We start from the raw sequence: 22,265 nt of genomic DNA, 5'->3' as shown, positions 1-22,265 counted from the left end.
GTCGGATCTCCGGTCAGAACTGGCCGCGGGCGGCGCGGGTGGCGGTTTCGTCGAGGTGGCCGTCGGCGTCGAGGATCACGCCGTACTCCAGGGCTGCGCCCTGGGGCGAGACCAGGCCGTTGCGCACGTCCTGCAGGACGGTTGCCACTGGGCGGCGCAGCGGGTCGCCGTAGCCGCCACCACCGGGGTTGATGTTGATGATCCGCTCACCCGGCTGAATGGTGAGCATGGGGTTCTGGACGTAGTGGACTTCCTCGCCATCGGCCATTCGATGGGTCAGGCGGCCGAGCTTGGGCTCCACCAGGGCATTGCGCGCCCCGGCGGCGCCGGCGGTCGGCAGCTGGCGGCCTTCGCCGAAGCCGACCACGGTCATGGCATGTTCCAGCGGCTCGATCTCCAGGCGGGTTCCGGAGCCGCCGCGGAATTCGCCGGCGCCGCCGCTGTCGGCCATCAGGCTGTAGCGGTGGATCAGCACCGGATAGGCGTGTTCCAGCAGCTCGATGTCGCCGCTCATCAGCGCGCCGAAGCAGCACAGCGGGCCGCAGGCGTGCCAGCCGTCCATCACCTTGTTGGCGCCGGCCCCGGCGATGATCGAGGCCAGCACCATGGTGACGTACTCGCTGTTCTCGTTGCGCGGGTCGTGGCCGGCGATGTTGATGCCGCTGGCGTGGCCCCAGGAGGCGGTGACGCGCTGCGGCGAGGCCTGCTCCAGGGCCAGGCGCACGGCATCGGCCAGGGTTTCCATGGGCGTGGTCGTGCAGTTGACGTGGGGCGCCGGTTCTTCGGCGTTGCACAGGGTGCCGCTGGGCCCGACGTCGACGGTCACGCAACGGTATAGGCCTTCGTTATAGGGCGGGGCGACCTGGGCGAACATCATCAGGCCAAGGTACACGCCGGATACCGAGTTGCCCTCGTAGGAGTTGATGAAGTAGGGCACCTGGGGCGGGCTTTCGATGCGGATATGCGCCTCGTCGCCACGGATTTCCACATGGGCGGTGATGGCCAGCTCGCCCAGGCCGTGGCCGGAGTCCTCGAGCACGGCGGTGCCGCTGTAGTGGCCGTCCGGCACGTCGCGCAGCAGCGCGCGCATGTGGCGGTCGGCCATGCTCTTCAACTCGGCGATGCAGGCGCGCACCTGTTCCACGCCGTACTTGTCCAGTAGTTCCAGCAGGTGGCGCTCGCCGACCTTGCAGGCGCCGAACTGGGCGTTGAGGTCACCTTCCTGGTAGGGGCGGGCGCGCATGTTGGTGAGCAACAGGTTGATCACGTCCTCACGGCGCTTGCCCTTCTCCCAGAGCTTTACCGGCGGGATGCGCAAGCCCTCGGCGTAGATCTCCTTGGCGTCGGGGTTGTAGCCGGCCGGCACCGGGCCGCCGATATCGGTGAGGTGGCCCTTGCAGACGGTCCAGAAAACCAGTTCGCCTTTGTGGAACACCGGTTTGTACATGCAGCAGTCGAGGATGTGACTGCCCTTGTAGGCGGGGTCGTTGTGATAGATCACGTCGCCTTCGGCGATGTCGTCGCCGAAGAATTCGGCCACGCATTTCATGGCGGGAATCAGCGAACCCAGGTGGATCGGAATGTCCTGGCCTTGCAGGATCATTTCCGGAAGGTGGTCGAACAGGGAGTTGGAATAGTCATGGGCCAGGTTGAACACACTGGAGCGGCCGGTCTTTTCCAGGGTCAGGGTCATTTCGCGTTGCGCTGTTTCCAGCGCGCCTCGAACGACCGCCAGGGTGATCGGATCAACTGTTTTCATAGGGCACCAACGTTTCTTCTTATGCTTCGGGTGAGGGCCGCCGGCGGCGGTCCGTGGTGGAAAGGCTACGGCCGGGGCGGGGTGGCTGGCTTGTCGCTGGGTGTACCCCTTGTTGCGTTTGGGCGCACTCGATCGGGGATGGGGCGAACCTGCGGTCCGCTTGGCGATTGAAATCGCCCCTACAGGGAAAAGCGGCGCCGAGCCTGGGGTGAGCCCCCTTGTAGGGGCGAATTCATTCGCCAAGGGCAGCACCGCTGCCCCCGCCTGCCTCAGAAGTAGTACCCGACATTGCTGTACAGCTGGTTCTCCCACTGGTCCGTACCGCCCGCGCCCAGGCTCTGGGTGTAGCTGCTGCCGCCGATGTACGGGTCGTTCCTGCCGTGCAGCCATTCCAGGGCGATCCACAGCGGGCCGAGGGTGAAGGAGGTGCCGGCGATGAAGCGCTGGGAGTCCTGGAAGTCCCGTTCGTCCTTGTCGAACAGGCTGTAGTTCGCATACAACTTGATGCCCGACAGCCAACCGTATTGTCGCGGCACGCTGTAGCTCACGTCCGCCACGTAGAGGTTGCCCTTTGCGGCGACGTTGAAGGTGCCGTCGAAACTGCCGAAGCTCACCAGGCGATCGTCACCGGGGTTTTCCGGGCTCATGCGCTGGCGCGCGGCCTGGACCTGGAAGCCCCAGGGTCCATGCTGCGCGGTGGCGTGCAGGGCGGCGGCGCGGCGATGGCCGTCGCGGTCGGTGTCCTGGTTCTCCAGGGTGGAAGTCAGCAAGGATGCGCCCAGCTCGCCACTCCAGCCGTCGGCCTGGTAGGTCCGCGCCACGCGGCCGACGAGGATGTCGCGCTCGTGGTTGTCGCTGCCGTCCACCACGTAGTCGTCGGCAGTGGCGACACTGGTGCCGTAGGTTCGCCCGCCCCGGCTGGTGCCGCGGCCCTGTTCGGCGGGAATCGGGTAGTACGCGGCCCGCAGGTCCCAGTCGCCGTGCCTGGCCAGGTACTTGAAACCGATGTCCTGGGTGTCTTCCAGACCGATCACGCTGCCCAGGGTCTCGAAGAAGGTGCTGCCGAAGCACGGCAGCAGGCCGAAGGGAATGGCTGTCTGGCCTATCTGCAATTGCTTTTCGGGGGTGAAGCGGTAGCCGATCCAGGCGTACTCGGCGAATGCGATGTCGCCCACCTTGTCGGTGTATTCGAAGGGGTAGGCATCGCCGTAGAAGCGGTACTTGGCGGCGGCGATCCAGCTGTCCGAGTGGTAGTCGGCGGTTAGGAAGAAGGTATCGAAGCTGAACTTGGAAATGTCCCGGTCGGGGTCGTAGTCCAGACGCCCGCGAATGGCGCCGCCGAGGTCGAGGTCGTCGGTGATCTCCACGGCGTCGGCGGGCTGGGCCAGGCCGATGGCGAGCAAGAGTGCAAAAAACGAGGTAAGCCGAGTGTGTTGCAGGAACATGGTCCGCTCCGGATTTGTTCTTGTGGTTGCGGGGGGGGGGCGGCCGGGTATCAGCCCGGGTCGCCCTGGGGCTGGGCGCGGCGCAGCAGCAGAGGCGCCGCCAGGTAACCGAGGAATGCCGTGATGAAGGCGGCCGGCGCCGAGGCGGTGGCCAGGGCTGCGTCACCCGACAGGTGCAGGCCGATGCCCACCGCCGCCGACAGAGCCCAGGCCAGCAGGCCGCGGGCGCGCAGGGCGGGCAACTTGTCGAGTCGGTAGCGGTCGGTGCGGGTGCCGAGCAGGTGGGCCAGGGCGATGGCAACCCAGCCGACGATGAACAGGCTCTGATAGGCCAGCGCCTGGAGGATGTAGCTGAACACGTCGAACAGCATCAGCAGGTAGACCAGCGCGCCGGTCAGCAGCGCCGAGGCCGCGTAGGGCACCTGGGACAGGCCAAGCAGGGTGCAGAACGCCTGCAGGTTGGTGGCGGCGAGGAAGAAGTTGCCGGTGTTGATGCGGGTCTGGCTGATCCAGACGAAGAGCAGGCCGGCCAGGCCCATCAGCTTGACGATCGCCAGTACCACCGAGACCTCGGAGAGACCGCCCTCGGTGGGGATGGTGGCGGCCAGGAAGATGCCCACCAGGCCGTTGAGCAGGAAGGCCACGACGTAGAAGGGCATGCCGAAGTTGAAGCGGGCGTGGTAACGGCTGTCTTCCTGGCGGCCGAAGCGGGCGTAGTCCCAGGTGTACATCATCAGCACCCAGACCCCCATGAAGTAGGTGAAGCAGTTCCACCAGCCGTTCGGCACTGGCCCGCTTTCAGGCGCCATGGCCAGCCAGGCGGAGGAATAGCCGTACTCGCCGATGGCCATCGCCACCGCCGCCACCAGGCCGAGCAGGTAGAAGGGGAGCAGCACGCCGTTGAGCTTGTCGAGCCAGCGCATGGCATTGCCGAAGATCAGCAGCACGCTGTAGGCCACCACCACGAGGAATGCGACGTGCAGCTCGAAGCCCGGCAGGTAGTGATGCAACGCCACCGCCATCACCGAGCCCTCGAAGACGCTGTAGTAGATTGCCGTGGCGCTGAAGATCAGCGTGGCCAGGGCCGCGCCAGTCCTGCCGAACAGTACCTGGGAGAACTGCGCCACCGAGAGCCCGCTGGCGATGGCGTGACGGGCGATGGCGGCGTTGATGGCGCCGTAGCTGAGCACCGACAGCACCAGGCCGACGATGGCGTTCAGGGTGCCGTAGCCCATGGCCAGGGCGGCGGCCACCACCAGGTAGAACATCGCGCTGCAGATGCCCCACCAGGCCATGGTCAGGGAGCCGCGGCCGAGCCGCTGCGAGTCCGGTACCGGTTGCTCAGGGGATGATTGTTTGTTGGAAAGTGCACCAGCCATGACCTTGACCCTTCTTGTTGTTGGAGTGAGAGGCTCCAAGACGGTAAGGAAAACCGGCCGGTCTGGATTTGCGTTTGGCGTATGAGTTTTTGCGGTTGGGTGTACTGGAGGGGCGGGCCGTGGCTTTGCATCGCAGGTGATTTCGTGTTTGCAACGCGCGGTTGGGCCCACCGGGACAGCCCTGCGGGCTGCTTCGCAATTGAAATCGCTCCCACAAGAAAAAGCGGAGCCGAAGCTGGGGCGATCCTACAGGAAGAACAGGGCGACGCGGTCAGCGGGCCGGGCTGCCCATCCCCCCCACGCGCATGATCTCGGCGATGATCGGAACTGGGGTCATCAGGTGGGTGCGCATCATCTCGCTGGCGCGTTTCGCGTCCCGGGCGAGGATGGCCTCGACCAGCGAGGCGTGCTCCTGGCGCTTGAGTTCGAGGGCTTCCTCGGAGAACACCGTCTGGGTCAGCCAGAGATGGCGGTAGCGCTCGGCCTGGTCGAAGAGGTAGGTGCGCGCCTGCAGCAGGTGCTTGGACCCGCAGCCGGCGGCGATGGCGGTGTGGAAGGCCTTGTGGCGTTCGTCCCAGACATCCAGGCGCTGCTCGCGGGTCTTCACCTCCATCACCTTGGCCAGGGTGTGGGACTGGGCCAGCACCGAGGCTTCCCAGGCATCGTCGCCGCGCTCGATGGCGAGGCCAACGATCATCGCCTCCAGGTTGGCGCGGGCGTCGTAGATGTCCCTCATCTCTTCCAGGGACATGGGCGCCACGCGGTAGCCCTTCTGGCTGATGGCGACCACCAGCTTTTCCGCGACCAGTTGCGACAGGGCCTCGCGCAGCGGCCCCACACCCAGGTCGTAGCGTTCCTTCAGGGCGCTCATCAGCAGCTTTTCCCCGGGCTTGAACACGCCACGGATGATGTCCTGCTTGAGCCACTCATACCCGCTGAAAGCCGAGTTCTGACGAGGGGCGAGTGCTTCCAAGGTGCTGTTCCTCAAAGGGTTTCACGGATCATACCGAAACGTCTGATGGACGAAAAACAATAGACAAACGAGTGTTTTATTTTTGTTTTTCGAAAATGTAGACATTTTTTGATTGTGGCGATATTTTTTGCTCGCCCGCCTGATCCGGGCGCTGCCTACCACCTCTTTGCCAGGAAACCGCCATGAACGCCTTTACGAAGATCGAGGACCTTGTGATGCCGATGCCGCTGGAAACCCGCGGGTTCACCGTCGCGCCCTCCGAGCAGTCGCCGCGCCTGCTCGTGCTGACCTTCGCCCGCGAAACGGTGGAGGCCTTCGTCAAGGCGGCGGGCGAGTGGCCCGTGCAGGCGCTGGAATACAAGTCGTTCCTGCGCTTCCGCGTTGGCCAGATCCTCGACGAGCTGTGCGAAGGCACCCTGCGCCCGGTCCTGCTGAACACCATCCTCAGCCGCGCTTCCGGCGGCATGCTGATCAAGCCAGAAGGCCTGGATGACGTGAGCCAGGCCGAGGACATGGTGAAATTCACCACCGCCTGCGCCCACCTGATCGGCCGTTCCAACTACGACGCCATGAGCGGCCAGTTCTACGCCCGCTTCGTGGTGGTCAACACCGACAACTCCGACAGCTACCTGCGTCAGCCGCACCGTGTCATGGAGCTGCACAACGACGGCACCTTCGTGAACCAGATCACCGACTACGTGCTGATGCTGAAGATAGACGAGAAGAACATGGAAGGCGGCAACTCCCTGATCCTGCACCTGGACGACTGGGAGCAGTGCGACGAGTTCTTCCGCCACCCGCTGGCCCGTCGCGACATGCGCTGGACGGCGCCGCCGAGCAAAAAGGTCAGCGAGGACGTGTTTCACCCCGTTTTCGACACCGACGCCGAAGGCCGCCCGACCATGCGTTACATCGACCAGTTCGTGCAGCCGGAAAACTTCGAAGAAGGCATCTGGCTGAACGCCCTGTCCGAATCCCTGGAAGGCAGCGCGCAGAAGCTGTCGGTACCGGTGCCGGTAGGCTGCTTCCTGCTGATCAACAACCTGTTTTGGCTCCACGGCCGCGACCGCTTCATCCCCCACGAGGGCCTGCGCCGCGAACTGATGCGCCAGCGCGGTTACATCAGCTACCAGAAACCCCGCTACCTGCGTGGTCAATAATCAATGGATCACGATGGAGGGCTGCCACGGGCGGCCCTTCGTCGTGCCTGACGCAAATGTTCGGCCGTAGGGTGGGCTTCAGCCCACCGGAAAGCGCGAGGTAATGGCTGTGTACGATTTCATCATCATCGGCGGCGGTATCGTGGGCATGTCCACGGCCATGCAGCTGATGCAGGTTTACCCGGATGCCAAGGTCCTCCTCCTGGAAAAGGAATCCGGCCCGGCCCGGCACCAGACCGGCCACAACAGCGGCGTGATCCACGCCGGCGTCTACTACACCCCCGGCAGCCTCAAGGCGCGCTTCTGCCTGGAAGGCAACAAGGCCACCAAGGCCTTCTGCAACAAGCACGGCATCCGCTATGACGAGTGCGGCAAGTTGCTGGTGGCCACCAACGAGCTGGAAATGGAGCGCATGAAGGCGCTCTGGGAGCGCACCGCAGCCAACGGCCTGGAGCGCTACTGGCTGTCCGCCGCCGAGCTGCGCGAGCGAGAGCCGAACATCGTCGGCATGGGCGGCATCTTCGTGCCCTCCAGCGGCATCGTCAGCTATGCCGAAGTCACCGCCGCCATGGGCCGCGAGTTCCAGGCCGCCGGTGGCGAGATCCGCTTCAGCGCCGAAGTCACGGGCCTCGACGAGCGCGCCGACGAAGTGGTGGTGCGCACCCGCACCGATGAGTTCCGCAGCCGCTACCTCATCACCTGCTCGGGGCTGATGGCCGACCGCGTGGTGCGCATGCTCGGCATCGAGCCGAGCTTCATCATCTGCCCCTTCCGTGGCGAGTACTACCTGCTGCCCAAGCAGCACAACCAGATCGTCAACCACCTGATCTACCCGATCCCGGACCCGTCCATGCCCTTCCTCGGCGTGCACCTGACCCGGATGATCGACGGTACCGTCACCGTCGGCCCCAACGCCGTGCTGGCCATGAAGCGCGAGGGTTATCGCAAGTCCGATATCTCCCTCTCCGACCTGTTCGAGACCCTGACGTCCCCCGGCATCCTCAAGGTGCTGGCGAAGAACCTGCGCCCGGGCCTGATCGAGATGAAGAACTCCCTGTTCAAGGGCGGCTACCTCAAGGAAGTGCAGAAGTACTGCCCGAGCATCACCAAGGCCGACCTCACCGAATACCCGGCCGGCGTGCGCGCCCAGGCGGTGTCTCGCGAGGGCAAGCTGATCGACGACTTCCTCTTCGTCAACACCCCGCGCAGCGTCAACGTGTGCAACGCGCCGTCGCCGGCCGCCACCTCGGCCATCCCCATCGGCGCCCATATCGTCGACAAGGTCCGCGAACAGATCGCCGCATCCGGCACCAGTTTTCTGAAGCCAGCCACCCATAACAACCAGCGGGCCGCCGGCTGAGCCGACGTCACCGCCACCCCACCAGAGGATGACAAGCGTGCAACTGAAAGACTCCAGCCTGTTCCGCCAGCAGGCATATGTAGACGGTGCCTGGGTCGATGCCGACAACGGCCAGACCCTCAAGGTCAACAATCCCGCCACCGGCGAGCTGATCGGCAGCGTGCCGAAGATGGGTGCCAGTGAGACCCGCCGCGCCATCGAGGCCGCCGAGCGGGCGCTGCCGGCCTGGCGCGCGCTGACCGCCAAGGAGCGCGCCAACAAGCTGCGCCGCTGGTTCGAGCTGATGATGCAGAACCAGGAAGACCTGGCCCGCCTGATGACCCTGGAGCAGGGCAAGCCGCTGGTGGAGTCCCGTGGCGAGATCGCCTACGCGGCGTCCTTCCTCGAGTGGTTCGGCGAAGAGGCCAAGCGCGTCTATGGCGACATGATCCCCGGCCACCAGGCCGACAAGCGCCTGATGGTGATCAAGCAGCCCAGCGGCGTCACCGCCGCCATCACCCCGTGGAACTTCCCCTCGGCGATGATCACCCGCAAGGCCGGCCCGGCCTTGGCCGCCGGCTGCACCATGGTGCTCAAGCCCGCCTCCCAGACCCCGTACTCCGCCCTGGCCCTGGCCGAACTGGCCGAGCGCGCCGGCATCCCGAAAGGCGTGCTGAGCGTGGTCACCGGCTCTGCCTCCGAAGTCGGCGGTGAGCTGACCAGCAACCCCATCGTGCGCAAGCTGACCTTCACCGGCTCCACCGAGATCGGCCGCCAGCTGATGGCCGAGTGCGCCAAGGACATCAAGAAGGTGTCCCTGGAGCTGGGCGGCAACGCGCCGTTCATCGTCTTCGACGACGCGGACCTCGACGCCGCCGTGGAAGGCGCACTGGTTTCCAAGTACCGCAACAACGGCCAGACCTGCGTCTGCGCCAACCGCCTCTACGTGCAGGACGGCGTGTACGACGCCTTCGTCGACAAGCTGAAGGCCGCCGTGGCCCGCCTGAACATCGGCAACGGCCTGGAAGCCGGCATCACCACCGGCCCGCTGATCGACGCCAAGGCCGTGGCCAAGGTGCAGGAGCACATCGAGGACGCCGTAGCCAAGGGCGCCCGTGTCGTTGCCGGCGGCAAGCCGCACAGCCTGGGCGGTACCTTCTTCGAGCCGACCATCCTGGTCGACGTGCCGAACAATGCCGCGGTGGCCAAGGAAGAGACCTTCGGCCCGCTGGCGCCGCTGTTCCGCTTCAAGGACGAGGCCGAAGTGATCGCCATGTCCAACGACACCGAATACGGCCTGGCCGCCTACTTCTACGCCCGCGACCTGGCTCGCGTATTCCGCGTCGGCGAGGCCCTGGAGTACGGCATCGTCGGAATCAACACCGGGATCATCTCCAACGAAGTGGCGCCCTTTGGCGGCGTCAAGGCATCGGGCCTGGGCCGCGAAGGCTCCAAGTACGGCATCGAGGACTACCTGGAAATCAAGTACCTCTGCATCGGCGTGTAAGCACGGCGGATTACCCACCTTTCCTGCATGGGCAGCCGCTGCGGCGGCTTCCCGTGTGGGGCGATTGCGATACCGGAGTAAAGATGAACACCAACCAGAGCCTGCAACAACGCCGCATGGCCGCCATTCCCCGTGGCGTCGGCCAGATCCACCAGGTTTTCGCCGAGCGCGCCGAGAACGCCACCGTGTGGGATGTCGAAGGCCGTGAGTACCTCGACTTCGCCGGCGGCATCGCCGTACTGAACACCGGCCACCTGCACCCGAAGGTGATGGCTGCCGTGCAGGAACAGCTGGCCAAGCTGACCCACACCTGCTTCCACGTGTTCGGCTACGAGCCCTACGTGACCCTGGCCGAGAAGATCAACCAACTGGTGCCGGGCCGCTTCGAGAAGAAGACCCTGCTGGTCACCACCGGTGCCGAAGCCGTCGAGAACGCCATCAAGATCGCCCGCGCCGCCACCGGCCGCAATGGTGTGATCGCCTTCACCGGCGCCTACCACGGCCGCACCCAGTACACCCTGAGCCTCACCGGCAAGGTGGTGCCGTACTCTGCCGGCATGGGCCTGATGCCGGGCGGCGTGTACCGCGCCCAGTACCCCAACGCCATCCATGGTGTCTCGGTGGACGAGGCCATGGCCAGCCTCGAGCGCATCTTCAAGAACGACGCCGCCCCCAGCGACATCGCCGCGATCATCCTCGAGCCGGTACAGGGCGAGGGCGGCTTCAATGTCGCACCGAAGGACTTCATGGCCCGCCTGCGCGCGCTCTGCGACCAGCATGGCATCCTCCTGATCGCCGACGAAGTGCAGACCGGCGCCGGCCGTACCGGCACCTTCTTCGCCATGGAACAGATGGGCGTCGCCGCCGACCTCACCACCTTCGCCAAGTCGATCGCCGGCGGCTTCCCCCTGGCCGGTGTGTCCGGCCGTGCGGAAGTCATGGACGCCGTGGCCCCGGGCGGGCTGGGCGGCACCTACGCCGGCAGCCCCATCTCCTGCGCCGCCGCCCTGGCGGTGATCGAGGCCTTCGAGAGCGAGAAGCTGCTGGATCGCGCCAAATCCGTGGGTGAAATCCTCACCGCCGGCCTGCGCAAGATCGGCGAGCGCCACAACAGCCTGGTGGACGTGCGCAACCTCGGCGCCATGGTCGCCGTGGAACTGTTCGAGGGTGGCGACCTGAACAAGCCGGCCGCCGAACTCACCGGCAAGGTCGTTGCCAAGGCGCGCGAGAAGGGCCTGATCCTGCTGTCCTGCGGCACTTACTACAACGTCCTGCGCATCCTGGTACCGCTGACCGTCAGCGATGCCGACCTGGAGCGCGGCCTGGCCATCATCGGCGAGTGCTTCGACGAGCTTTCCTGAGTTTAAGAGCGTCACCCCTGGTCCCTGGCTCACCCGCACCTGCCCGGCTCACCGTCCCGGGCGGGGCGGGATTTTTCCGTCCCGCGAATGGTGATCGCGGATACCGGCGATGCCGCCGGCAAACAGATCACCAGGGCCGCCAACTCGGTGATCTGGCTGGTCACGCTGTTCCACCTATTCAAGTGAACACCATTTGTAGCCCTGGCAAGCGGATCCCCATGGCAACGAGATTCTTACCCCAACCCTTCGGCGTGTCCGTGAGCGGAGACGTTGTAGGCCTGTCGGTAAAGGCTTTTAAAAACAGTACGTTAGACTAATCGTTTCTGGAAAAAGAAGCGCTTATGCCCTGGGGGAAAATTATCGAGGTGACCAAATTCGGTAAAACCATGCCTTTGGTAGAACGCTGGCGCTTGAAAATCAAAGGTATCCAGCCAGATTCCGACGCAGCCTTTTTCACGCGCAACGTCTTCAGCCATGTTCATCAGGCGTGAGCCTGTGCCTTGTCCCCTCGTTTGCTCAGGTATGGCTAGCAACTCGATGAATAGCCAACGATAAAATATCTCACCATAAAGGCCGCCAATGATTTCGTTGGTGTGCTCATCGCGGACTAGCAGGGCGATTGCTTCTGGTTTTGGATCACCCGCTTGAGAAAAGTTATGAGCCCGCAAGGGCCTGAGGATAGCCGAGCGCTCATCTTCTCCTGGGTTTACCGTCATTTCGATACGAGTACTCATTCGCCAATCCTTTGGATACTTGCACTGATATGGAGAGGTTAAGCCTTCAAACTTATTATCGTGGTGAAGGTCGCGATGTACGGCTGGGAGTTCCGCTCTTTCCCCGGATGCCAACCATGTTCCCTCGTCAAGCTACGGATTGACTTCCCGTAGCCAGGCGCAAGCCCATCGCCACCAGCACACCACCGCATGTCCGATTCAGCCAAACCTGAACCGCTGGGCGTGATTGGATATTTCCGGATAACGTCCCCGCAAAATATCCAATCGGCATCTTCACCACGAAAGTCAGCATCGCGAAGGTAGCCCCCAATGCTAATAAGGCCTCGGTCGGATGTGCGTTATCCACATTCACGAACTGTGGCAGGTAAGCGAAGTAGAAGATCGCAATCTTGGGGTTGCTTATGTTGGATAAAGCGCCCCTCAAGAAGAGCGAGTGCAGATTTCCCTTCGCCTTGGTCGAACTGGCAAGGTCAATTGGCGGTGCCCGAAATGCCTTGATGCCCAAATACAGCATGTAGGCTGCACCGGCATATTTCATGATGCTGAATGCCAGCTCAGACGCCTGCAACAAGGCGCCGAGTCCCAAGCCCGCCAGAACCGTATGCCCCAGCAAACCGGTACCGACGCCAGCAGCGGTAATCACGCCCGCACTCGAGCCGCGGGCAATTGAGTGGGAAAGCACCAGGACCATGTCTTGGCCGGGTGAAAGGATGATCAGCATTGAGGTCGCGATGAATACGACTATCGATGACTCCAGCATTTTTAGGGGCTCCGGCTGTATCAGGTACCCCTTCAACGTACCGCGCAACGAGCATTCCGAGTTTGCCGAAAAGCCGATTCTGTGTGGCTAAAAGCCGCTATTGCTACTGCTTGAAGCGCAGCTTTCTGGGCGGATAACCAAAGTGGCTGGCGAAGCGACGGCTGAAGGCCGATAGATCCTGGTAGCCCACCTGGCTGGCAATCAGGCTGACCGGGTAGTCGGTATGAACCAGCAAAGCCCTTGCCTTGTTCATGCGGAGTGTCAGCAAGTACTCGCCAGTGGTCTTGCCCGTCTCCTTCTTAAACAGCGATTTCAGTTGACTGACACTGAGGAAGGCCACAGAAGCCAGTTCGGCTAGCGAGGGAGATACGCTGAGATCCTTTTCCAAAGATTCCACGACCCTTGCAATTCGGGGATCCATAGTCGGCAGGAAGGTCTGCTCGCACATGAGCTGCACAAACCATTCGCCCATACTCCGTTCCAGAACGGGGCTTACACACTGTTCAAGTTGCTTCTGGGCAAAGAAACAAAATGCCTGCATCGATTCAGACACCCTGACAAAGGAATCCTGCAAAGACTGCATGCTGGATGGCAGCTCATCCAGGTCGGCAACAAGAAAGCAGGAGCCTTTGCCAGGAGCGAAACGGTGCTCGTGTCCTGCGAGCGTGATAATGCACTGTCCGGGTGCTGCTCGCCCCTCGTGTCGGCCAGTATGAATATCGACGATTCCCACCAGAGGTAGAACCAGTTGATGGTGGTCATGCGAGTGGGTATGAGAAACGAACGTATAAGACCGAATCGAAAGTGTGGCCGCCATGTTGTCGCTACCGTCCATTGACCTCTGTCTTATACATAGCCCAATAAGACCAAGGCAATTTGGTGGCGTAGAACCTGGTTGTGAAGTCAGGTAAAGAGTGGAGCTTGCAGTTAGCCCCAATCGGCAGGGCCTAACCGGAGGGACCGCTTCTGGCCGATTCTGTTGAAAAAAAGCTGCCGCCCCATGCCGCCGGCAAAATCACGCGCTCAGCGAGCGTGGGGGCCGGCAGCCCAGGGATGCTCCTCATCATTGCGGCATAGGCTCATCGAGCCTTGCGATAGTGATCCCTGATGAATACCGGAAGATCGTTTGAAGGTGGCGTAAAGGGAATCTGATACATCATGTCGCCGACGAATCCGCGGTGATAGGTGGCGTGATTGACCAGATGCAACACGATTTCTGCCTGTGTCATGACGCCCTTTCCCCCTCCGACAAACTCGAAATGGACGACTTTGGACAGGTCCTCGACCGACCAGGTGTCGACGAGTTCGATGTACCAGTGGTCCATTGACTGAACCGCGTTCCAGAGGTCGCCCAACGGAGACGGATGTTCGGTGTTGCGGGAAGTGTAGTGATGCTTCTTGCCTTGCAGATGGTGTCTGAAGATATCGTCCACCACGTAAATATGGTTGAGTGTATGAACCATGTTTCCAAAGCGCGTCGGCCTGGGGCGAAGCGCCTCGCCATCCGGCAGGTTCATCACGCTTTTGAACGTCAGCTCATTCGCCCAGGATTTGTAGCGTACCAACATTTTCAAAGTGTCCGTGGCGGACGCAGACAGAACAGCGGGGAGGGCGGTTCCGTGAGTTGCAAGTTGGTTTTCCGGAGCCGAAGACATGCTTATAAGTCCTTGATTGAACACAATTGATGAATAGATGACTTTCTTCAAAACACTGCCCAGTGTTTGCGTGGACCGACCCTGTCATCTATGCGGCATGCACCATGCCTAACACTCAAGGAACCCCTGAAGTCGGCCGGTAACCTGTGTGTGCGTTTTGCCGCCGATCCAGAATTGGCCGGCGTTATCGCGAGCCACATGAATGCGCCCTTTACGACCGAGGCGAGTGCCTTGGGCGGCGATATAGGCTTCCTTGACCACGCCCGCGGCGAACAGCCACTGCGCCAGTGAGGCGTTGAGGCTTCCCGTGACAGGGTCTTCGACAGTAGTGCCCAGGTGATCGCTGAAAAAGGCACGAACTTCGAATGCAGCATCACCACGGGAATGAGGCCCCACCACGCCGATATCGATTCTGCGAGGCCAGCTTCGTTGCGGATTCAGGGAAAGCACTTTCTCTGCCGAAGCCAACCTGATTCCCAGCCATCCGGGGCCGTTGTCGATCCAGGCGGCATCGACGACCTCGCGTGTCCCAATTCCCAGAAATTGAACCGCTTCGGACAATTCTTCCTTCGAGGGAGGGCCGGAACGGATCAGCGGTGGCGCGCCAAAGGAAAGCAGTCCTTGATCACGGCGAATCGTAACGAGTCCAACGCCGCACTCCTGGATAATTTCCGCCTCTTTCATCGGCGCCCGCCCAGTCGAAAGCCAGGCATGGCAACTGCCCAATGTCGGGTGCCCGGCAAAAGGCATTTCTCTTTCCAGTGTGAAAATCCTGACCCTGTAGTCTGCCTCCGGATGCGTGGGCGATAGCAGAAAGGCTGTCTCTGACAGGTTGAACCAGCGAGTCAGGTGCTGCATTTCATCGGTCTCCAGCACGTCGGCACCCATGACTACCGCCAGCGGGTTACCGGAAAGAGGTTCGGCGCCGAAAACGTCGATCATCTGAATCACACAGTTCACAACACTACTCCTTACGTTCGTGACGACACGGGCAAGTCCGATCAGCCTTGATGAGGGGGCGAGATCAATCGCTTCGACTATCGGTTTCGGCACGCCGGGGCATCAGTTTGGCGATACCAGAAGCTTCAATCCCGCGACGGCGAACAGCGCAGAGAAAAGCCCTTGAATCCAGCGTCGAAGCCTGGTGTAGAAAGCAATCATCCGGGCGGTCGAAAAGATGATGGCGTAGCCACCGAAGATGATGATCCCAAGCAAAGCGCAGCCACCTATGATCGCTGGCAAGGTGCCGTTGGGGGCGTCCTCCCGGAGTCCCAGCGACATGATCGCCATCCAGGACATGATCGCCTTGGGGTTCCCGATATGCATGAAGACACCCTGGCGGTACAGCGGCAGATAGCGTCGGGTTGCCCGTCCGGCATCCACGCTGGTGAAGTCCGAGGTCGGCTGCATGGCGGACCTGCCTGCATGCATTGCTAGATAGAGCAGATAGATACCGCCGATCACCTTGATGACGAAAAGCGCCTTGGCGTAGGTGGCCAGCAAGGTGGAGACACCGGTCGCCGCCAGCATCGCCCAGAAGAGCGAGCCTGTCATGACACCGGACGCCAGGATGAGGGCGGGTGTGCGCCCATCACGCATTGCCGCCCCCATGATCGCCATGTTGCTCGGCCCCGGACTGGCAGCGGCCAGGAAATAAGTGCCAAAGGCGAGTGCGAGCGGACTGCCGATCATTGAGACATCCTCCAGAGCGTATCCCGAAACATATGCAATGGTTTCGGCGATCCAATCCGCTCCAAGGCGTGGGATTTCTTCATCATTCCTGGAGGTCTCCGCGATAGACGATGTGAACCTTGTTCCCATCGGGGTCGCGCAGATACGCGCCGAAATAGCCATCGCCATAGTGAGGACGCGGTCCAGGTAATCCTTCGTCCGTCCCGCCACTCGCAAGGCCCGCAGTGTAGGCAGCTTCCACAGCCTGTTCCGAGGCGGCCAGGAAAGCGACCATGCTGCCGTTGCCAACTGTCGATGGCTCGCCGTTGTGGGGGATGTAGACATAGAAGCGTGGCAGCGCTGTTGTACCTGTAACCCAACACAACGCCGGAGGCCCGCCATCCGGTACGACAGCGCGGCGTTTCAGGCCGAGCGGAGCGAGGGTGGCATCATAGAAATGGCCAGCGCGCTCCAGATCCCGCGCGCCAACAGTCACATGGCTGAACATCCGACCCTCCGTTGCCCCGTCATCGTTGTGAGGCTGCTCGAGAAACAGTTGAATTTCGCAAACAACCCTAATGCACGTTACACTTCTGATCTATTTAAATAGTGTCACGCGACACTATTAATCTATCTGGACGGAAACCATGCTTCTTCAATCGCCCTGGACGCCGCGCCTTGCGGAGGTCGAAGCGAGCGTCGCCGAGCGGTTGGTACTGGCTCTGGCCGACGACATCATCGAGGGACGACTGAAGGGGGGCGACCGCCTGCCTGCCCATCGAGATCTCGCATGGCAACTGGGAATCGGCCTGGGGTCGGTGACAAAAGCCTATGCAGCCCTCGAGCGGCGGGGGCTGGTGCGCAGCGTCAAGGGCAGGGGAACGTTCGTGGCGATCTTTCAGGCGCATGAGGATCGGGAGATCGATCTCTCGTCCAATGTGCCGCCGGCGATGCTTACCGCCCGTCTGCTGGCGCGGACCCTGGCTGGGGTCGCGCGGAAGATCGACGCAGACCATCTCAATCTCTACTCGCCACCCGCCGGGCATCTGGAGCATCGACGTCTGTTGGCCCGTTGGCTTGAAACGCTCGGTGTAACGGTCGATCCGTCGAATCTGGTGCTGACGAGCAACGCCCGCCAGGCCATTTCACTGGCGTTCGATCTCGCCTGTGGCCCTCACGGGGTGATCCTGACAGAAAGAGTCACCTATCCCGGTGCGATTGCCCTGGCCCGGCGCAAAGGGTATCGGATGCAAGGCGTCGAGATCGACGCGGAGGGGATGGTGCCGGAGGCGCTCGCAGATGCCCTCGATGGCGTCGCATCTACCGCCAGCAGAGCGGTCTATCTCACACCGACGCTTCATAACCCGACCACGGCAACCATGGGCATGGCACGAAGGCAGGCTATCGTCGATGTATGCCGGCGGTCGGGTGCCTGGGTCATCGAGGATGGCGTCTACGCACTGGGACCGCCACTTGCGCCTGCACTCGCGACCTTGGCTCCCGAGAGAGTCTTCCACGTCAATGGGCTGTCCAAGTCCCTCGGTCCCGGATTGAGGATCGGCATGCTCACGCTGCCGGCGGGAATGACTGCCGCGGCGCAAGAAATCTTGCAAGACGTCCCCATGGCTCCGGCGCCATTGTCCTGTGCCGTGGTGGAGGACTGGCTATCCAGTGGCGTCATCGCATCCATCCCGCAGGACTTGCGCCATGAAGCGCGCCGCAGATCGAGCCTGGCCACTTCGCTCCTCGGCGCGGTCGAGCTTGTTTCGCATCCGGATGCCTTTCACGTCTGGCTACCGATGCCGCGCGACGCTGCCGATCGCTTCGCGACAGCGGCCGCCTCGGTTGGCATCAGAGTGACGGCCCCCGAATCGGTCCTGGTCGACCCTAGTGACCAGGCGGCCGGAATTCGCCTTTGTCTCGGCGGCCCGCCCTTCGAAGACTTGACGGAAGGACTGACACTCCTGGCAAGGCTTATGAGGAACAAGACTGTCTCGGTTGCATGAAGTCTGGCGAGACCGCGAACAGGCACCTGTCTTGTCGAGTAGCGATAGGATCAGCAGCACAACGGATGTGGAGCGAACTCCAGGGAGGAGCAGTTCATGGTTCACGAGTACAACCTGGCGCTGATCATCGCAGCAGCGCTTGATGCACTTGCTGCTGCGTTGCATAGGGGCGGTTACCGAGTGGACTGCAGCCCTGCCACTTCACCACGCCGATGCGCTGCTTCGCCCAGGTCATGAAGGCCCGTTGCGGGCTGGCGTCCGGGGTGTGGTAGTGGTCGTGGAGGGTGGGGACGACTTCGTCGCTGATCCACTGGCTGAGGGCGCAGCGTTCGGGGTGGCCGAAGCGGTACGGTTTCGTTGACCAGTTCCAGTTCTTCGCAGCGGCCTAGTAGGAACCGGCAGACCACGAGGGTCTCCCCGCGATCTGCCATGGAGCGTTGCAGTAAGAACTGCTTGCATACAAAGGACCTGCAAAAACGTCCGCCGTTTTTCGCAGGTACCGAGCGGCTCAATCGCGCCTACTACTCGGGCTGTCAAATCGGGCCACGGGATTGACCGTGACGGGCTGCGGCCTCGGTACGCGGGGAGGGCGGGGCAAGGGGCGGTGCTGATGAAAGGACAGGTTATCCATCAGCCCGCGGTGGGGTATCGCTTCGCACGGCCTATCCTTCTGAATGGCGGCTGTAGGCCAAGCCCGGAAAGGCAGTGAACGCATCTTCCGAAGGGGCAAGTGGATAGGGCTCGCAGCCGCCTATCGTCAGCGTCCCTGGCGCTGATGCCGGCCATGGTGCGAACGAGCCGAACTTTCCCCGGCCGCTGTGCATCAGAACTTTTATGCCCCCGCCTGGTGACGATCCGTGTCGTTCGCATCGAATGCCCGGACGCCTGTATTCCGCGCATCCAACAGCCCTGACAACAGCGCTGCAGAGAGACGCCGATGAACAGCACCGCACTGCTGGACCAGTACCTGCAAGTACGCCGCCACAGCGAATCCCTTGTGGCTTCCCTCAGCGAAGAGGACATGGTGGTGCAGTCCATGTCCGATGCCAGCCCCGCCAAGTGGCACCTGGCCCATACGACCTGGTTCTTCGAGACCTTCCTGCTGAGGGAGCGGTTGCCCGGCTACCCTGTCTTCGATCCCGGCTTCGCCTATCTCTTCAACTCCTACTACGAGGCCCTCGGGCCACGCCAGCCACGCCCGGAGCGGGGGCTGCTGACCCGGCCGCGCCTGGAGCGGGTGCTGGCCTACCGGCGCCATGTGGACGAGCACATGCAGGTGCTGCTGCGGGATGCCCCTGACGAGGCGCTGCCTCTGGTGGAACTGGGCCTGGCCCATGAGCAGCAGCACCAGGAGCTGCTGTTGATGGACCTGCTGCACCTGTTCAGCCGTTCTCCCCTGCGCCCGGCCTATAACGAACGCTGGCGCGAGCCCAGCGGTGACCGCCAGGGCCGCTTCGTCGGCTTGCCCGGCGGTCTGGTGGACATCGGCCATGACGGCGAGGGCTTCGCCTTCGACAACGAGGGGCCGCGCCACAAGGTGTACCTGCAGCCGTTCCAGATCTGCGACCGCCTGGTGACCAATGCCCAGTGGCTGGAATTCATCGAGGCGGGCGGTTACGGGCGCGCCGACCTCTGGCTTTCCGAAGGTTGGGCGCGGGTGCAGGAAGACGGCTGGCAGGCGCCTATGTACTGGCAGCAACGGGACGGAGCCTGGATGGAGATGGGCCTGGGCGGACTGCACCCACTGGTACTGGCCGCGCCGGTCACTCATATCAGCTTCTACGAGGCCTGCGCCTTCGCTGCATGGTTCGATGCCCGCCTGCCCACCGAGTCGGAGTGGGAAGTGGCCGCCCGCGCTGGGGTGCTCGGCCAGGTGGAGGACTGCGCCTGGCAGTGGACCGCCAGCGCCTATGCGCCTTATCCCGGCTTCCGACCGTCCCGCGATGCGGTGGGCGAGTACAACGGCAAGTTCATGGTGAGCCAGATGGTGCTGCGCGGCGGCGCCAGCATCACCCCTGCCGGCCATGCCCGGCCCAGCTACCGCAACTTCTTCTATCCGGCCCAGCGCTGGATGTTCTCCGGCCTGCGCCTGGCGCGGGATGTGGTGGCCGGCCAGGCGGTGAGCGAGCGCGAGTCCTTCGCCGAGGACGTGCGCGCCGGCCTGTCGGCGCCGGCCAAGAGCCTGCCGCCCAAGTATTTTTATGATGCGGTGGGCTCGGAGCTGTTCGAGGCCATCTGCAATACGCAGGAGTACTACCCCACCCGCACCGAGACGGCCCTGCTGCGCAAAATCGCCACCGAGCTCTCCACTGTTATTCCCCGGGGAGCGGCGCTGGTGGAGTTCGGCAGCGGCGCCAGCCTGAAGACGCGGCTGCTGCTGGATGCCGCGCCGCAGATCGGTCTCTACCTGCCCATCGACATCAGCGAGTCGGCCCTGCGCAAGGCCACCGCCATGCTCCAGGGCGCCTATCCCGACCTGAGGGTGCTGCCCCAGGTGGGCGACTTCACCCACTTGCCGCACCTGCCGGCGGACGCCGCACGGCGCCCGCGGGTCGCGTTCTTTCCCGGATCCACCCTGGGCAACTTCACCCCGGAGGAGTCCCGGCGCTTCCTGCGTTCGGTGCGTCGCTACCTGGGACGAGAGTCGCGTTTCATCCTCGGCCTGGACATGCAGAAGGATGTCGCCACGCTGGAAGCGGCCTACGACGACGCGGACGGCATCACCGCACAGTTCAACAAGAACCTCCTGGCGCGCATCAACCGCGAACTGGGAGGCGACTTCGACCTTGACGCCTTCGATCACCTGGCGCGCTGGAACCCTGAGCGGAGCTGCATGGAGATCTTCCTGGTCAGCCGCCGCAGCCAGCGGGTCCATGCGGCCGGCTGCACCTTCGAATTCCGCGCCGGAGAGCGCCTGCACACCGAAAACTCGCACAAGTACAGCCTGACGCAGGTGGCGGACCTGGCCGCCGAGTCCGGCTGGCACCTGGGGCGTCACTGGCTGAGTCCGGATCCGCAGGTGGGCATTTTTGTGCTCGAGGCCTGAACCCCGCCCGGCCAGCGACTCACGCATCCAGCAATGCTTGGCTACCGTCCCATGATGGCGACCGCGTACTACTGGCGATCAGCGCGAGTCGCTGGTGCTGGACTACCTGCTGCCGTCGGCGTCCACGCCCATGCTGGCCGGCACCCTCGCCACCCTGCTGCTGATGCTGATACCCATCAGCCTGGCGCCGCTACGCCAGCGGTTGTGGCGCCATCACCTGCGCTTCAAGCGCTGGCACTACGGGATAGGCGCGGCACTGTTGGTGCTGCTGGCGATCCATGTGATCGGCGTCGGCTTCTAAAGCGGGACGAGGTGGAAGGCGCTGCTCTGGGGTGGCCTGACCGGCGCCCTGACCGGCGGCGATCACGCCGCGCGCAACGCCCTGATCGGCGCGGCCACCGGTGCGGTGGTCGGCGGCGCCGTCGGCTACTACACCGGGCGGCAGAAGCAGATCACCGACGACCATGCGCGCATTGCCTCCTATGGGACGGACATCGACAACAGCGTCGGCGACATGGACCGCAGCATCACCTACGCCAAGGCCGCGCAGGATTGCTACCAACGGGAATTCACCAAACTGCAGGCAGCGCACAAGGCCGGCAAGATGACCGAAGCGGAAGGCAAGAAGCGCTTCGCCGAAATCATCAGCGGCCTGAAGGAAACCAACGCCCTGATGACGGCGGTGGATGGCCGCGCAGGTGAGAACATCGACACCTGCACCCAGGCCTACGAGAAGGACCTCCAGCAGATCGGCGTGCAGCGCCAGAGCAGCGTCTCCCAGGTGGCGAAGGCGAAGACCAGCAAGCCGGCGACGGCGAAGGTGCCGAAGGAAGCCGTCGACACCGAGGTCAAATTGCAACAGGCCGACACCAAGCGCAGCCACGTCAAGCAGGTGACCTCCCGTGGCACCAGCATGATCTCCAGTGCCTGCAACAACCCGGACGTTGGCGACTGGGGCGCCGAGCAGTGCTCCAGCGTGTGATGCCTGCCAGTTGTTCCGGGCGGGGGCTGCGCCCGTCTGGTTCGGTGTAGCGCAACTGTTGCTTGAGCAATTACTGGAAGGAGGGGAGGGCAGGCGCCGGGCGCTTCCCCCGCCCTAGGTGCAACCTTGCAGTGCTGGGGCTCTTTGGCTCCAGACCGCTTTGCGCGGCGCCAGCCTCAGTACAGGTGATCCTGGTGCTGGCCCTGGAGTTCCAGTGGCAAATCGCCGTTGGCGTGGGGAGGGAATTGCGTGTCCTTCTATATAGAGAGGGAGGCAGTTGTGCACCCCTACGGGCGGGATGACAGAAAGTTTTCAAATAAGTGTTGACGGCAGTTTTGGCATCCCTATAATGCGCACCTCTTCCGGCAGAGTCGCCAAGCAAAACTCCTTGATAATCAATGAGTTGAGTGATTGGTGAGGGTGTTGGGAGGTTCCGCTTCGCAAGGTTCGCCGCTGGCGAATGAAGCTGGAAAAAGGAGGTGTTGACA

General features: G+C 63.0%; 19 protein-coding genes. 8 read left to right on the top strand and 11 right to left on the bottom strand.

Features of this window, described 5'->3' with window-relative positions; translation table 11 throughout:
* Window positions 1–13 precede the first annotated feature (13 nt).
* From E8F11_RS22670 to csiR, 4 genes are all read right to left on the bottom strand, one after another.
* Window positions 14–1,759, bottom strand: coding sequence for a hydantoinase B/oxoprolinase family protein (locus E8F11_RS22670; RefSeq protein WP_280291135.1), 1,746 nt, complete (start codon window positions 1,757–1,759; stop codon window positions 14–16).
* A 269-nt stretch (window positions 1,760–2,028) separates the two neighbouring features.
* A complete protein-coding gene (locus tag E8F11_RS22665) occupies window positions 2,029–3,204 on the bottom strand; it encodes a hypothetical protein (protein ID WP_280291134.1) in 1,176 nt (391 codons plus the stop codon).
* A 50-nt stretch (window positions 3,205–3,254) separates the two neighbouring features.
* A complete protein-coding gene (locus tag E8F11_RS22660; RefSeq protein ID WP_280291132.1) occupies window positions 3,255–4,583 on the bottom strand; it encodes an allantoin permease in 1,329 nt (442 codons plus the stop codon).
* 271 nt (window positions 4,584–4,854) lie between these two features.
* Window positions 4,855–5,556, bottom strand: a complete 702-nt coding sequence (csiR, locus tag E8F11_RS22655; protein ID WP_280291131.1) for a DNA-binding transcriptional regulator CsiR — start codon at window positions 5,554–5,556, stop codon at window positions 4,855–4,857.
* Between the two features lie 182 nt (window positions 5,557–5,738).
* Between csiR and glaH the strand changes: the two genes are divergently transcribed.
* The 4 genes from glaH (at window position 5,739) to gabT (ending at window position 10,923) form a co-directional block, all read left to right on the top strand.
* A complete protein-coding gene (gene glaH, locus E8F11_RS22650) occupies window positions 5,739–6,716 on the top strand; it encodes a glutarate dioxygenase GlaH (RefSeq protein ID WP_280291130.1) in 978 nt (325 codons plus the stop codon).
* Window positions 6,717–6,825: 109 nt separating this feature from the next.
* Complete coding sequence (lhgO, locus tag E8F11_RS22645; RefSeq protein WP_280291147.1) at window positions 6,826–8,076, top strand: L-2-hydroxyglutarate oxidase; 1,251 nt, start codon at window positions 6,826–6,828, stop codon at window positions 8,074–8,076.
* 37 nt (window positions 8,077–8,113) lie between these two features.
* Window positions 8,114–9,562: an NADP-dependent succinate-semialdehyde dehydrogenase gene (gene gabD, locus E8F11_RS22640; protein WP_280291129.1), complete on the top strand. Its 1,449-nt coding sequence runs from the start codon at window positions 8,114–8,116 to the stop codon at window positions 9,560–9,562.
* Between the two features lie 83 nt (window positions 9,563–9,645).
* The gene (gene gabT / locus E8F11_RS22635; RefSeq protein ID WP_280291128.1) at window positions 9,646–10,923 is read left to right on the top strand and encodes a 4-aminobutyrate--2-oxoglutarate transaminase; all 1,278 of its coding nucleotides are present in this window, start codon (window positions 9,646–9,648) and stop codon (window positions 10,921–10,923) included.
* A 308-nt stretch (window positions 10,924–11,231) separates the two neighbouring features.
* On the opposite strand, the gene E8F11_RS22630 is transcribed toward gabT, so the two are convergent.
* The 7 genes from E8F11_RS22630 to E8F11_RS22600 form a co-directional block, all read right to left on the bottom strand.
* Window positions 11,232–11,657 (bottom strand): GNAT family N-acetyltransferase, encoded by a 426-nt coding sequence (locus tag E8F11_RS22630; protein WP_280291127.1) that lies wholly within the window; start codon window positions 11,655–11,657, stop codon window positions 11,232–11,234.
* A gap of 127 nt (window positions 11,658–11,784) precedes the next feature.
* Window positions 11,785–12,417, bottom strand: coding sequence for a LysE family translocator (locus E8F11_RS22625; RefSeq protein ID WP_280291126.1), 633 nt, complete (start codon window positions 12,415–12,417; stop codon window positions 11,785–11,787).
* A 103-nt stretch (window positions 12,418–12,520) separates the two neighbouring features.
* On the bottom strand, window positions 12,521–13,252 hold the full coding sequence (locus E8F11_RS22620; RefSeq protein WP_280291125.1) for an AraC family transcriptional regulator: 732 nt from the start codon (window positions 13,250–13,252) through the stop codon (window positions 12,521–12,523).
* A 244-nt stretch (window positions 13,253–13,496) separates the two neighbouring features.
* Complete coding sequence (locus E8F11_RS22615) at window positions 13,497–14,072, bottom strand: DinB family protein (protein ID WP_280291124.1); 576 nt, start codon at window positions 14,070–14,072, stop codon at window positions 13,497–13,499.
* 108 nt (window positions 14,073–14,180) lie between these two features.
* Window positions 14,181–15,014: a PhzF family phenazine biosynthesis protein gene (locus tag E8F11_RS22610; protein WP_280291146.1), complete on the bottom strand. Its 834-nt coding sequence runs from the start codon at window positions 15,012–15,014 to the stop codon at window positions 14,181–14,183.
* A 120-nt stretch (window positions 15,015–15,134) separates the two neighbouring features.
* Complete coding sequence (locus tag E8F11_RS22605) at window positions 15,135–15,764, bottom strand: LysE family translocator (protein ID WP_280291122.1); 630 nt, start codon at window positions 15,762–15,764, stop codon at window positions 15,135–15,137.
* An 82-nt stretch (window positions 15,765–15,846) separates the two neighbouring features.
* On the bottom strand, window positions 15,847–16,251 hold the full coding sequence (locus E8F11_RS22600) for a VOC family protein (protein ID WP_280291121.1): 405 nt from the start codon (window positions 16,249–16,251) through the stop codon (window positions 15,847–15,849).
* Window positions 16,252–16,390: 139 nt separating this feature from the next.
* Here E8F11_RS22600 and E8F11_RS22595 point away from each other — a divergent pair, with 139 nt between their 5' ends.
* The 4 genes from E8F11_RS22595 to tagQ all read left to right on the top strand — a co-directional run bounded on the left by E8F11_RS22595 (window position 16,391) and on the right by tagQ (window position 21,777).
* Entirely contained in the window at window positions 16,391–17,749 is a 1,359-nt protein-coding gene (locus E8F11_RS22595) for a PLP-dependent aminotransferase family protein (RefSeq protein ID WP_280291120.1), read from the top strand.
* A 937-nt stretch (window positions 17,750–18,686) separates the two neighbouring features.
* Window positions 18,687–20,795 (top strand): ergothioneine biosynthesis protein EgtB, encoded by a 2,109-nt coding sequence (gene egtB, locus E8F11_RS22590; protein WP_280291119.1) that lies wholly within the window; start codon window positions 18,687–18,689, stop codon window positions 20,793–20,795.
* 94 nt (window positions 20,796–20,889) lie between these two features.
* Entirely contained in the window at window positions 20,890–21,096 is a 207-nt protein-coding gene (locus tag E8F11_RS22585) for a hypothetical protein (RefSeq protein WP_280291118.1), read from the top strand.
* Window positions 21,097–21,117: 21 nt separating this feature from the next.
* On the top strand, window positions 21,118–21,777 hold the full coding sequence (gene tagQ, locus E8F11_RS22580) for a type VI secretion system-associated lipoprotein TagQ (protein ID WP_348529789.1): 660 nt from the start codon (window positions 21,118–21,120) through the stop codon (window positions 21,775–21,777).
* Window positions 21,778–22,265: the final 488 nt, after the last annotated feature.

The organism is Pseudomonas sp. BN417 (assembly GCF_029871205.1).
Lineage (GTDB): Bacteria > Pseudomonadota > Gammaproteobacteria > Pseudomonadales > Pseudomonadaceae > Metapseudomonas.
The sequence above is the reverse complement of the archived record's forward strand: the minus strand, read 5'-3'. Positions and strand labels throughout refer to the sequence as shown.